Origin of the sequence: Aliiglaciecola sp., assembly GCF_039982535.1 — a bacterium.
In the GTDB taxonomy this organism is placed as follows: domain Bacteria; phylum Pseudomonadota; class Gammaproteobacteria; order Enterobacterales; family Alteromonadaceae; genus Aliiglaciecola.
Genome location: NZ_JBDWYG010000033.1, coordinates 59,355 through 71,792, shown reverse-complemented (window position 1 = coordinate 71,792; position 12,438 = coordinate 59,355). Strand labels below are relative to the sequence as shown.

General features: G+C 40.2%; 13 protein-coding genes. 6 read left to right on the top strand and 7 right to left on the bottom strand.

From position 1 onward, the window contains the following. Positions 1-64: 64 nt before the first annotated feature. On the bottom strand, positions 65-403 hold the full coding sequence (locus ABJV04_RS07575) for a P-II family nitrogen regulator (protein ID WP_348490800.1): 339 nt from the start codon (positions 401-403) through the stop codon (positions 65-67). Between the two features lie 228 nt (positions 404-631). After that, on the bottom strand, positions 632-1,462 hold the full coding sequence (gene nadE / locus ABJV04_RS07570; protein ID WP_348490799.1) for an ammonia-dependent NAD(+) synthetase: 831 nt from the start codon (positions 1,460-1,462) through the stop codon (positions 632-634). Between the two features lie 227 nt (positions 1,463-1,689). Here nadE and ABJV04_RS07565 point away from each other — a divergent pair, with 227 nt between their 5' ends. Then, the gene (locus tag ABJV04_RS07565; RefSeq protein WP_348490797.1) at positions 1,690-2,265 is read left to right on the top strand and encodes a GspH/FimT family pseudopilin; all 576 of its coding nucleotides are present in this window, start codon (positions 1,690-1,692) and stop codon (positions 2,263-2,265) included. Positions 2,266-2,300: 35 nt separating this feature from the next. Here ABJV04_RS07565 and ABJV04_RS07560 read toward each other — a convergent pair whose 3' ends face one another. Both ABJV04_RS07560 and ABJV04_RS07555 read right to left on the bottom strand, forming a co-directional pair. After that, positions 2,301-2,558, bottom strand: coding sequence for a DUF3081 domain-containing protein (locus tag ABJV04_RS07560; RefSeq protein ID WP_348490795.1), 258 nt, complete (start codon positions 2,556-2,558; stop codon positions 2,301-2,303). Positions 2,559-2,646: 88 nt separating this feature from the next. Then, positions 2,647-3,264, bottom strand: coding sequence for a hypothetical protein (locus ABJV04_RS07555; RefSeq protein ID WP_348490793.1), 618 nt, complete (start codon positions 3,262-3,264; stop codon positions 2,647-2,649). 372 nt (positions 3,265-3,636) lie between these two features. Between ABJV04_RS07555 and ABJV04_RS07550 the strand changes: the two genes are divergently transcribed. From ABJV04_RS07550 to fghA, 3 genes are read left to right on the top strand one after another with little or no spacing between them, the layout of a single operon-like run. After that, positions 3,637-4,044, top strand: a complete 408-nt coding sequence (locus tag ABJV04_RS07550; protein ID WP_348490792.1) for a hypothetical protein — start codon at positions 3,637-3,639, stop codon at positions 4,042-4,044. Between the two features lie 39 nt (positions 4,045-4,083). Then, the gene (locus tag ABJV04_RS07545; RefSeq protein ID WP_348490791.1) at positions 4,084-5,202 is read left to right on the top strand and encodes an S-(hydroxymethyl)glutathione dehydrogenase/class III alcohol dehydrogenase; all 1,119 of its coding nucleotides are present in this window, start codon (positions 4,084-4,086) and stop codon (positions 5,200-5,202) included. After that, positions 5,202-6,056, top strand: a complete 855-nt coding sequence (gene fghA / locus ABJV04_RS07540; protein WP_348490789.1) for an S-formylglutathione hydrolase — start codon at positions 5,202-5,204, stop codon at positions 6,054-6,056. Before ABJV04_RS07545 ends, fghA begins: the two co-directional genes overlap by 1 nt. Before the next feature lie 99 nt (positions 6,057-6,155). On the opposite strand, the gene ABJV04_RS07535 is transcribed toward fghA, so the two are convergent. From ABJV04_RS07535 to ABJV04_RS07525, 3 genes are all read right to left on the bottom strand, one after another. Continuing rightward, complete coding sequence (locus ABJV04_RS07535; protein ID WP_348490788.1) at positions 6,156-8,273, bottom strand: PQQ-dependent sugar dehydrogenase; 2,118 nt, start codon at positions 8,271-8,273, stop codon at positions 6,156-6,158. Positions 8,274-8,363: 90 nt separating this feature from the next. Further along, positions 8,364-9,212, bottom strand: coding sequence for a hydrolase 1, exosortase A system-associated (locus ABJV04_RS07530; protein WP_348490787.1), 849 nt, complete (start codon positions 9,210-9,212; stop codon positions 8,364-8,366). Between the two features lie 2 nt (positions 9,213-9,214). After that, on the bottom strand, positions 9,215-10,006 hold the full coding sequence (locus ABJV04_RS07525; protein ID WP_348490785.1) for a hypothetical protein: 792 nt from the start codon (positions 10,004-10,006) through the stop codon (positions 9,215-9,217). A gap of 251 nt (positions 10,007-10,257) precedes the next feature. Between ABJV04_RS07525 and ABJV04_RS07520 the strand changes: the two genes are divergently transcribed. Both ABJV04_RS07520 and ABJV04_RS07515 read left to right on the top strand, forming a co-directional pair. After that, positions 10,258-11,403, top strand: a complete 1,146-nt coding sequence (locus tag ABJV04_RS07520) for a DegT/DnrJ/EryC1/StrS aminotransferase family protein (protein ID WP_348490784.1) — start codon at positions 10,258-10,260, stop codon at positions 11,401-11,403. A 9-nt stretch (positions 11,404-11,412) separates the two neighbouring features. Next, the gene (locus ABJV04_RS07515; RefSeq protein ID WP_348490782.1) at positions 11,413-12,435 is read left to right on the top strand and encodes a GNAT family N-acetyltransferase; all 1,023 of its coding nucleotides are present in this window, start codon (positions 11,413-11,415) and stop codon (positions 12,433-12,435) included. Positions 12,436-12,438: the final 3 nt, after the last annotated feature.

Here is a 12,438-nt window from a genome sequence, read left to right as displayed (position 1 = left end):
CTAACGAAGATTCCCTAGAACGGAAAATCAGCTATTAAGGTTGATTTTCCGTATATCAGTGAGACTAAACGGCTTCTTCGTTTTCTTCACCGGTACGGATTCGAATCGCTCGGTCGATAGTTGAAACAAAAATTTTGCCATCACCAATTTTCCCCGTTCGCGCGTTATCCATTATCACTTCAATCACCCGATCAACCATGTCATCGGCAACGATAACTTCTATTTTATGCTTTGGCAGAAAACCAATGTGATACTCTGCGCCGCGATATAACTCTGAATGTCCTTTTTGTCGACCAAAGCCTTTGACTTCGGTGACTGTCATACCCGTAACCCCTATGCCTGAAAGCGCTGAACGCACATCTTCCATTTTGAAAGGTTTAATAATTGCTTCGACTTTTTTCATCAAATATCCTTAGGGTCTAGCTTACTTCATGCCTATTTCAGAGCATTTAAGTTGTTACTTTTAGTCGTAGTAACAACCTTACATTCTAGCTGCCACTTATATTTACATTTAATTTACATCAGGTTAATAAAATATACCATCTGCAATTACCCTATCCGGATAAAGATCCCTAAGTTTTTTAAAAAGTCGTACTCATTGTTGCTTACTTCTTTAACTAGCAAATCATCCTTAATCATAAAGCGTCGGTATAGGTACCCTTTTGTGCTGAGTCTTGGTGAATATTTCGATGAGTTTTAGCTCTACATCTTGTGAAACCTCTTTACCTTCCAGAAAGTCATCTATCTGGTCATAGGTCATGCCCAAAGCTTGTTCATCTGCCTTTTGGGGTGACAATGTTTCTAAATCAGCGGTTGGTGCTTTATAAACAATTTTATCAGGCGCACCAAGGTGAGCGGCGATTTGTCTAACTTGACGTTTGTTTAAACCAAATAGAGGAACTAGATCACATGCACCATCACCATATTTGGTGTAGAACCCCGTAATGTTTTCAGCAGAATGATCGGTGCCAAGCACTAGCCCATCCATCATTCCGGCAATCTCATACTGTACAACCATTCGTGAGCGTGCTTTTACATTCCCTTTCACAAAATCTTGTTTGTGGGCATCATCGGGCAGTAACCCAGCTGCGGCTAATGAACCACATGTTTGATCGTGAATTGCATCTGCGCCTGGTTGAATATTTACACTAACCGCATGACTTGGCTGTATAAAATCGATACTGATTTGCGCATCTTCTTCGTCGGCCTGAACACTGTATGGCAAACGCACAGCAACAAACTGATATCCACCGTTAGACTGTTTATTCAATCCATCAACAGCCAACTGTGCTAATCGACCTAAAGTGCAAGAGTCAATCCCCCCACTGATCCCCAACACTAACGTTTTCATTCCAGAAAGCGTAAGTTGGTTCTGAATAAATGCGACTCGTCTTTCTACTTCTTTTTGCGGATTAATTTCTGGAAGTACGTGCATTTCTTCTAAAATGGCTTTTTTGTGCATCTCAGTTCTCGTTTTTAGGTTGTTAGGCTGGGTACGACGTTCAGTAACGAACGGTTAAACTTAGTTTGGCAATCGTTTTTGAAATAAACGTTATGCCTTTAAAATTAAATATTCTCAGATACTTTGATGTGTAATTGTATACCTAAAAGTAGTTTAAATACGTTATTGTACTGTCTAATCAGGTTATTTTCAGTTCAGTAAATAAGCTAATAACATATGGAGTATCTTTGAAAAGCGTAAACATCTCTTTGATGTCCAATACTTTACAAAAAGGCGTTACACTTGTCGAATTAATGATTGGCATTGCCTTAGTTGGCATAGTGTTAACTATCGCCGTTCCTTCTGCCCAAGGGATCATTATCAAAAACCGTATTGTATCAGAAGTGAATGAAATCAGTGGCGTAATTCAGTTTGCTAGGGCTAACGCCGTGGATGAGCAACTTACCACAATCGTATGCCCCACTACAGATTTTGCGACCTGTACGACCAATTGGAGTCAAGTAAAAATGGTGTTTGGTGATGAAGATGGTAATGGATCTAGAGGGGACGATGAAGATCTTTTGGTGGCCACCTCACTTACTTCCAATAATAATTACGTTACTGGCCCGGCCCAAGCCATTCAATTTAACCCCAATGGCTCGGCTAATGCACTATCTACAATACTCATTTGTCACGATGGTAAAGAGGCCACTTACGCACGGCAACTTGCGGTTACCCCACAGGGTAGAGTTAAAATAAGTCAAGACTCAGACAAAGACGGCGTTCATGAAAGTATCACTGGTAGCGCGTTAAGTTGTAGCTAAGCTTTAACTGCGCTGAATGTTTATTTCAGCGCTAATCACTCTATTTCGCTTATCGCTTTTAATTTTTTTTCAAACTGCTCTAAGTGTTCGGCTTTTTCATAATCAAAATGGTATTGATTGTGGAAACCAAAACGTAAACTAACCAATGCATCTTCTAGAAAGACTGTATAACCATCATGGTCTGTATAGGCTTTAACACCTTGAAAAAGATATCCACCTTTTACTGCCTCGCCTTTATCACGGATTTTTTCAAACACATTTAAAATAAAACGACTGTCTAATTCATTTTTCATATAAACCTCCGTATTCTGCAAATACATTTAAAAACATACCTATAGTGCAAGCTGGAAACTGCACCTAAACGCTTTAACGTACCTTAACTTAATTGAAATTGTAACGTAAGCCGATATAAGCCCCATTATGTTCGAAACCGTGCTCGCCACGAATATGTTCAACTTCCGTGCGTAATAGTAAGTTAACCCCAAGATAAAAATCGAAGCCTATACCAATTTGCCCAGCAGCCACACCTTCATCAAACTCACACAAGGTGAAACTTTCTTCGCTACTTAAACTAAATGGGGTTGCCGCGCCAAATTCGCAACCCTCCCCTGAAGATAGATTTTGACCTTCGATATCCACGTTCAAAATCCCTAATCGATAATAGAGCTCACCATAATTGTTAGTCGCTTTTCCAAGTACAGAAATGCCCAATGCTTCAGCATTAAGCCCAAACTCAGTCGAATTAAGGCCATCTATGGTGGTGGGCATTTGCTCAACTTGAGACTGGTCCGAAAGCTGATGGAATCCAAATTCTGCATACCATTGTTCAGCAAACTGGTAGCCCACAGCTAATTTGTAACTGATTGTACTGGCGCTAGTGGATTCTAGGTCGGTTTTGCCGTATCCCAGAGTCGTAACACCATACATATTGTCTGTTGCAACAGCATGACCGCTTAGAATTAATGAAGAGGTAATAAAAAGACAACGAGAGATTTTCACACATAATCCTTCAAATTGAGCTAAAAACACAGTGAGACTGTATACATTAATTTAGCTTGATTGGTAAAAAACCAAGCTAATTTGAAACCTAATGTTACCCCAATTTTTTAAGGATGTGCTTATTTTTTCAGGCAAAATCGACTCAAGCTAGGTTTTAATCTATCCAACAAATAAAGTAAAATTAGCAGCCACATGCTGTATATTCTAGATAAGTAAATATTTGTCTGCATTGCGAAAGAGGCGATGTTAAGAACTAGCTTCCACTTTTCCGAATAGATAAGACTATAGAATGTGCTTAGTTTACCAAGGGGTAAACCGACACGTTCGTTATGAAAATCGTAAAATAAGATATTGATTGGCGGGTTTACACTTTTGAAAATAGTTTTTTCTACACTAAAATGCACAATATGGATTGCTCTTGCCTGCTTAACAGGCTGCGTTGCCAATGACGATTCGCAACTTCAAATTCGTCACGTTTTCGACAAACAAATGACACATGATAGTGCTGGCTTCGAGTTTGTTTTGATTTGGTATTTACCGCCTTCTGAGTTGGTTCGTCGCCAACAAAACAGTCTGATTGCAAAGACCGGGGTTGCATCGAAAAGTGCTCAAGTTTCGCGATTCTCTATAAACAATGAGACTCGTCTCAAATTGGAAGACATTGCAATTCAACGATTAGAAACTGAGCTTGAATCTAATCAAATGTGCCCGCATGGATATACAATTGAACAAATTAAATGGCTTGAACGTTCCATTGGATTTATTGGAGAATGCCAGTAATGCAAATTAAAGCCACTAGCCTAAATAAAGGATATAAATATGCAAACCATTAAGACACGCGCCGCCGTAGCTTGGGAAGCAGGCAAACCGCTTAGCATCGAAGAAGTTGATTTAATGCCCCCGCAAAAAGGGGAAGTGCTAGTGAAAATAGTCGCCACAGGTGTTTGTCACACTGATGCATACACTTTGTCAGGAGATGATCCTGAAGGTCTTTTCCCAGCGATTTTAGGTCATGAAGGTGCAGGAATTGTTGAAGCTGTGGGTGAAGGTGTGACCTTAGTTGAAGTAGGCGATCATGTTATTCCTTTGTATACCGCTGAATGTGGCAAGTGCAAATATTGCCTTTCTGGTAAAACCAATTTATGTCAGGCGATACGGGCAACCCAAGGCCAAGGCTTAATGCCCGATGGCAGTACACGTTTTTCTAAAGACGGTAAGCCAATTTATCATTATATGGGCACTTCCACTTTTGCTGAACACACAGTGGTCCCCGAAATTGCGTTGGCTAAAATCCCTAAAGAAGCCCCTTTGGAAAAAGTGTGTTTATTAGGGTGTGGAGTCACTACAGGTATGGGTGCGGTTACAAATGCCGCAAAAGTGCAAGAAGGCGACACTGTTGCCGTGTTCGGATTAGGCGGAATTGGCCTGTCGGTGCTCATTGGTGCCAGAATGGCCAAAGCCGGTCGCATTATCGCCATTGATATTAATGAAGATAAATTTGAAATAGCCAAACAACTTGGCGCAACAGACGTGATTAATCCAAAAGATTACGATAAGCCTATTCAAGAAGTCATCGTAGACATGACAGACGGTGGTGTTGAATATTCATTTGAATGTATCGGTAACGTCAATGTTATGCGCTCCGCACTAGAGTGTTGCCACAAAGGTTGGGGAGAGTCGGTGATAATTGGTGTAGCAGGCGCGGGCCAAGAAATCTCCACACGCCCTTTTCAACTTGTTACTGGCAGAGTTTGGCGTGGCACCGCCTTTGGTGGTGTGAAAGGTCGCAGCCAATTACCAGATTATGTACAGAGGTACATGGATGGTGAATTCGAACTCGACACCTTCATTACCCATACTATGGGCTTGGAAGATATTAATCAGGCCTTCGACCTAATGCATGAAGGTAAATCCATTAGATCGGTAGTACATTACTGATGTCTGTCTTGGAACTCACCTCTTCAGTTAAAAGCTTTGGTGGTCAGCAACAGCGCTTTAAACACCAGTCAAAGGTGCTTAATTGTGAAATGAACGTCAGTGTTTTTGTCCCACCGCAAGTTGAGCAAAACAAGCCGCTCCCAGTGGTATATTGGTTAAGCGGGCTGACTTGTACGGATGAAAACTTCGTAACCAAAGCCGGCGCGGCAAGAGTTGCGGCTGAACTAGGTCTCATTATCGTATGCTCTGATACTAGCCCCAGAGGAGACAATGTTGCTGATGACGACGGTTACGATTTAGGCCAAGGAGCTGGGTTTTATGTCAATGCAACTCAGCCCCCTTGGAATAGCCATTATTATATGTATGATTACATTGTTGATGAGTTGCCCGACCTAATAAACCAATCGTTTAATTGCATCCCTAAAGTCGCACTTGCTGGACATTCTATGGGAGGGCATGGCGCACTAACAATAGGTTTATCAAATATCCAGAAATACACATCTATTTCTGCATTTGCACCTATTGTAAACCCGTTAGATTGTCCTTGGGGTAAAAAAGCATTGCATGCCTATTTAGGGGATGATGTGAGTGAATGGGAACAATATGACGCTTGTAAATTACTGCAGCAGCAAGGTCAATTTTTGCAAATTCCCATATTAATTGACCAAGGGTTGAACGATGATTTTTATCAAAGTCAGAAATTGACCAAACCATTTGACGAACTCGCTCAAAAACTAAAGTACCCCGCCATAGTGAATTACCATTCTGGGTATGATCATAGTTACTTTTTTATTGCTAGTTTTATTGAAGAACATTTGCGTTTTCACCATAAATTTTTAACTGCTACGGATTAACTCACAAAATCAATGCCTTTAGTTTTCCAAAGGTGCTTATTAATAAAAAATCCCCTGTTTTACAGGGGATTTTTGTTTTTAAACGCGCACATCTAATGGCTAATGTTGATGATGTTGGTCTGGCAAAGTTTCTAAATAAGTCACCAGGTGATCTATTTCTTTTGGTTTTAAGAATCCTCCCCACGGCGGCATAAGCGGACTTTTACCAACCGCTCCACCACCTTCAACAATAATAGATTTTATTGCTGAGGTATCAGTATTGTGATGATACAAAGGGGATGTGAAATCTGGCATTGGAACACCTAACAGCGCTGCATCAGGTCCTTTTCCATCCCCTTTCACTCCATGACAACGGGCGCAGTTAACCGCAAACAAGCCGGCAGTGGCAGTTTGGTCATAACCCTCTGGTGTGTTATCTACTTCTTCTCGAAAAACATTCGCTTGATCAGCATGAACTAATTGCAATACTTCTCCGCTAGGTTCAGATGCTGCCCCTAACGTTGTAACCAGTATTTCTCCACCGCTCAATTGCACCACTGAACTGATTCCTCGTTGCGCATATTGATTGGCTCTGGCTATCAATTTAACGCTTTCAACTTGAGCTTTATCCGAGTCCATCACAAATACTTTGGCTGAATAATTATCTGCAAAAACATACTTATCTTTTAATTCTGGATACATATCAGAACGATTAACAATGCCGCCAATTACCGCTCTGTCGTAGGCATTATGTTCATAGGTATAAACAGGACCTTGTTGAGGAATATCTAATTCTTCCCATGCATCTACACCACTTTTGCTGCGCCCTTCTATCACTGGAAACTGGTAGTGTTTACCGGCTTCAATTTTGTTTACTTCTTCCCAAATAGTAGAGCCTACATCACCTAACCAAAGATCGTTTGTTAGAGGATCGAACTTGAATCGAAAGGGATTGCGTAAACCTAACGCATAATATTCATTACGTATGTCGTCTTTATCTAAAAACGGATTATCCTTAGGAATATAGTAATTTTGTACTACACCATATTCCATAGGCTGACTAATAGGCTGACTTTTTTGAGGATCCATATCTACATCAATACGTAAAATCCCAGAGCGTAAAACCTGCGAAGAGGTTTTCGCTTCAGGTGGATGCACACCTTCTCCCAATCCAATATATAGAAATCCATCAGCTCCAAACTCTAAAGCACCACCATTGTGAAACCCTGAATCATTACGAATTAAATCAAATAAAATAGTTTCTGAAGCCGTGTTTACCAAAGCGTCCGGTGACGTAATTTCAAACCGAGAAATTCTATTGTGTTGAATATTTTCTTCCCGTGTATCTGTGTAATACAGGTATAAATAAGGTTTAGGTTCGTTCTGGTTGGCAAAATTAGGATGAAAATCGAAACCAATAGCGCCATTCTCCATTTCCACTTCACCCATGAATTCTGACACATTCACCACTACCTGTGCATTTTCAGAAGTTAATGGGGATATCTTTTTGATTTTACCGCCTCGCTCTAACACATAAACCGTGCCGTCATTTTCAGGTCCCTCGCGCACTAAAACAGGCTGCGCAAACTTGAGCTTAGGTAAGTAATTCTTGAACCCCCAATCCGAGGTCTCAACAGGGTTGAACCAAATACGGACTTGGGTAATTGCATTAGCAATATCTCGGTCGGAAGTGAATGCTTTTCCCATCGCAAGGGGAACCAAAAAGTATATTAGGGCTAAGATGCCTGTAACACTGAACACTCGTTTGAAGGTGGCTGCAATCCCTGTTCCTAAACTGCCTAAAATTGTGCCGCCAAATAGCAGGCTATTAATCAACATAAATGCAATAAGATAGAAAACAGTTGCAAACAAACCGATAGCTGCAATTAGTTGAGGATCATAATTGATAGTGGTAGCAAGAAATAAATACAGCGATGCAGTTGTATAAGCATATAAGAACCAAATGTATTCATTTGCAAAACGTTTAGCACTTGAAAAAGCACTACTGCCGTTTCGCCAGCACGCTAGACCTATCTGAATAGCATAGGTAATGACAAATATTTTCACTATTTGCAGCATGTCCCCATGACTTACGTAGACATCGGGCAAATGTAAAATACTATCTGGAATTATTTCAAAGTGCTTAGTAAAGCTAAAACTTAACGATACGGTTAAGGCGACTAAAATAAGCTGTACGACTGTGCTTAAAATAAAATACTGACGACTAGTGTTTGACACATTCAATCCTATAAAATTTTTTAAATCTAAAAGGCGTTGTAGCAGGTAGTTAGGCTGCAGCAGCAATCTAACAATATTAAAAGCGCCCTTCTACCCAATTCCAGAAAATTCGTTGTTTTTGACGAATGCAATGGTGTATTTTTCGACTTCTTGTTTAAACGCTTTGCTTGAAAAAGTATGGTCTGCTTTAGCAATTCGGTGAACCGTGCTATCGCTACTTTTCAACTTTTTCCACGCTTTGTTATTCAGCGTTTGCTGTTCAAATTCCTTTGCGGTCAAATCGACACCACTTAAAACTAAACAAACCTTGCCCGAGAATGTTTGCAAACCTTTTTGCATTTGAGCTTGATAACTTTGCTGTTGATTATCTTGGCTAGAAACACTATCGCTCACAAAACCTTTTGCATCACCGATGCTATTAGCCACATTCACTTTACCGCGAATTAATTTAGACCAAAACTCTTTCGAAAGTAAACGCTGCACATAATAGTATTTCAGCATGGTTTTGCCCATGGCAGCATCACTTCTCAGCCAAGGGTTTAATAAAAATAAACCTTTAACTCGTTTGTCTTGCGGAACATATATCAGCGCAGCCGAGGCTGCATCACAAAGTCCCCATATAACAATGGAATCTATACCGAGCTCGTCACAAAGTAGATCACAAGCAGCATGAATATCATCACTGATGTTCTCAAAGGATTTTTTGTCTCCTTCGCTATCACCCATGCCGGTGTAATCAAAGCGCAATGAAGCTATGTTTTCTTTAGCTAAAGCCCGAGAAAGCTGTACAAATTGTCGATGACTGCCTACACGATATTGAGGCCCTCCAACAACAATAAGTACGGCAGTTTTAACGGCTTGTGTTGGACGGTGTAGTATCCCCATCAATTCAGCACCATTACTGTTAAACACCACTGCTGACTCAATAGATTCAGGCATAATCATAATTCTCCCTGCAAGGCGTTCAGAGTGGGTGTGTGCAACTGACTTTGTTCGAATATTTCTGGTATTTGCCAGAATGCAGAACCCTCAAAACAGGCTATTTTGAGAAGCTGTGGATCCCAATTTTTAGTCTGTATCGATACCGCTGGCGTGATTGATTCAGTTGCCAATTCAAACCAAGTTAATGGGCACGTCAGGGCTAATGATTTAGAGACCTCTATGCCATCGATGGATGCCAGCAAGTCTGCAGTAATTTCGTAACCAGCTACCTCAACGTTAGTGCCTGACAGAATTCGTTCACGCCAATTTACTTTTTGCTCCCCCTGCATCATTGAATTGGCCTGCTTTAAACGTAAAAACTGAGTCATAAACTGCTTACCCTTCATAACGGGTTTCCACAACAGAATGTGCTTAATGGATAAGATTGCTTCGATGCTTTCCCATGATGTTAAGGCCATCAACCCGCCAAAACGTACTCCCCAGAGGTCAATGCTATCGATATCTTTAGATTTTAACCAATGAGCCAGGGTAATAATATTATCGCGCCAAATCGAGACATTGACGTGTTCAATATCTTTTTCACTGTCGCCGGTACCAAGATAATCTAATGCAAATACGCAATATCCCTGTTTAGCTAAAAATAACGCTTGTTTGGTGATTATCGCTCGACTCAGGTTTAGCTCTTCGAAAATAGATGGAAGCAGTAAAACTGTTTTTTGTGGATTTGTTTGTCCGTATTGACTAACAAACAAGTTACCTTCGGCACTAGGTAGGAAATAACCTTTGATCACTTTTGCTTCCTATAGGTACATGTTTTTTAACAAAGATAATAATATCTTACTCCATATGAAAAGGCACCTAGATGATAAAAAAACTCCAATGAACAGCCCAAACACATCTTCAAGAATAATACTTTTTTATCACTTTCCCCATACTTCAATCAACAATATAGCAATTTTGCCGAACATACCTTAGCATAAGCTTAGGAATTCTCTGTTTTTCATGAAGAAAAGCGATATCAGGCATAGTTAAGCGGAATCACATGGCAGTAAAATTTTTAAAACCCCTTGCCGATGCAAGTCAATTTCCAACTCCTAGCGTCACAGCGACTCCTAAATTTAGGTTGAGCGATTTAGATATAGCTCAACACACCAAAGGAGATGTGAGGGAAACCATTTTTACTCGAAATGGTCGTGGTGCCATAGGTATCGCAGGGACCGCGCTTAGAAAAGAAAATCGTAAAAACGTCATTTTGATCCCTGCTTATCATTGTCCTGCGCTAGTCGAACCTTTCATTTGGTTAGATTACGAAATCCGTTTTTATCCCGTGCGATCGGATTTATCCATAGATCTTAATCTATTAGAGAAAGAAATTTCGTCAGGCGATGTGACCCACTGCGTAGTTGTCAGGTATTTTGGATTCGGTCAAAATAACAATGACGTTATTCAATTTTTACACAGCCAGCCGGTAGAAATTATTGAAGATTGTGCTCACTCGTTGTTTCGATTTGTAGATCATTTTGCAGACTCCGGCAAGCAAGTTCCAGATGTTAGTGCGAGTATATGTAGCATTAACAAGATACTGCCCACCATTGACGGTGGTGCACTTTATCTAAAACATAAATATGAAGCTGAATTAACCCATGTTGGTTGGGTTGAAGAAGCTAAAGCCTGTGCATTTATTGTTGGTATACCGCAACGAGTGGCAAAAATAAAAGCGCTATTTAAAAAGACTGAAGTGGAACCTACCCAGCACAATGCAGACCCGTCTGAAGAAGACATGCATTTGCGCTATTTTCAGCCAATCGATTTAGCCTCTGCTAGTTATAGGCACACTAAAACCATTTTTTGCCACAGCAATTTAACGGATATTCGAAAACAAAGACGAGATAATTTCGAATTCATTGTGAAAAACATTGATAATCCAGAAGTAGGTAATGCTTTATTCCAGCAATTAGAAAATGAAGACATTCCTTATGTCATTCCGTTTTTATTACAAGACGAAAAATACTTTTTTGATTTGCGTAAAAAAGGCATTCAAATTCTCCGTTGGGAAGAAGTTGCGGTTAGTGACTGCAGTGTAAGTCAAGATTACCGATCTCGACTGATCCAGATACCTTGTCACCAGCAACTTTCTACTAGTCAGTTAAATTTTATTGTCGACACTTTTAATCAATTACGCCCCTAGGATAGTTTAATGAATTGGTCAGTTTTAAGTTGTTCTGAATTTTCTACCCATCAAAAAGCTTGGGCAGATCTCAATCGTAAAACCATGAATCTAGCGTTTTTTGAGCCTGAATTCGTACAAGGACTCATTGCTCACTTTTTTGATGGAAATGAAAAATTAGTTGTAGCGTATGCAAACGATGAATTGCAATTCGCAGGCTTCTTTAAGCCCCATGGTAAAGGTCGTTGGGCAACAGCTATGCCCTCGCAATGTCCGCTTGGATTATTCTTACATCGAGAACCACAAATCAGTAGTAGCGTGATGAAGTCGTTATGCAGTGCCCTTCCCGGTAACGTGGCGATGTTAGATATGCTGCAAATGGATTCAAAATATAGCCAGTTTACCCCAGCAGACGAATTTGAAATCATGCCTTACATTACTTCTGGGAACCGTCCCATTCCTGAAGATTTTGACAAGTATTTTCAATCTCTGGGCAAAAATATGCGGCAAAATTACAACAAAGTAATTAATCGCGCCGCCCGAGCAGAAGATACATTATCTTGGCAGAAAGTTACTAAGCCTGCTGAGGTTAAACAAGCAATTATTAAATACGGTGAATTAGAAAGTAGTGGCTGGAAAGGTGAAGAAGGCACGGCCATATCCCCTGACAACACCCAAGGGAAATTTTATCAACAAGCCTTGGGCAGCTTAGCTGAAAATAACAAAGCCTGTTGTTGGTACTATTTAATTAACGATGAAATAGTCGCTGTGGATTTGTGTATACAGCAAGATGATTGCTTAATTATTTTGAAAACCACCTACAACGAGCAATTTAATAAACAATCTCCGGCGTTAATGCTTAAAATTGAAATGATTAAACACTATTCTCAACAACGAGAACTTGAAGGCATTAACAATATCGAGTTTTACGGAAAAGCGATGGAATGGCACAAGCGGTTAGATTCGACATTAAGAGAAATAGAGCATGTCACCTATTTCCCGAATAAATTGCTTAAAAGTGCCATAAACCTAATTAAAAAAGTGAAAAAGTAATTT

Coding starts and splice junctions, on each gene's coding strand:
- ABJV04_RS07575 (WP_348490800.1), bottom strand. CDS start 403: ATGAAAAAAGTCGAAGCAATTATTAAACCTTTCAAAATGGAAGATGTG.
- nadE (WP_348490799.1), bottom strand. CDS start 1,462: ATGCACAAAAAAGCCATTTTAGAAGAAATGCACGTACTTCCAGAAATT.
- ABJV04_RS07560 (WP_348490795.1), bottom strand. CDS start 2,558: ATGAAAAATGAATTAGACAGTCGTTTTATTTTAAATGTGTTTGAAAAA.
- ABJV04_RS07545 (WP_348490791.1), top strand. CDS start 4,084: ATGCAAACCATTAAGACACGCGCCGCCGTAGCTTGGGAAGCAGGCAAA.
- fghA (WP_348490789.1), top strand. CDS start 5,202: ATGTCTGTCTTGGAACTCACCTCTTCAGTTAAAAGCTTTGGTGGTCAG.
- ABJV04_RS07530 (WP_348490787.1), bottom strand. CDS start 9,212: ATGCCTGAATCTATTGAGTCAGCAGTGGTGTTTAACAGTAATGGTGCT.
- ABJV04_RS07520 (WP_348490784.1), top strand. CDS start 10,258: ATGGCAGTAAAATTTTTAAAACCCCTTGCCGATGCAAGTCAATTTCCA.
- ABJV04_RS07515 (WP_348490782.1), top strand. CDS start 11,413: ATGAATTGGTCAGTTTTAAGTTGTTCTGAATTTTCTACCCATCAAAAA.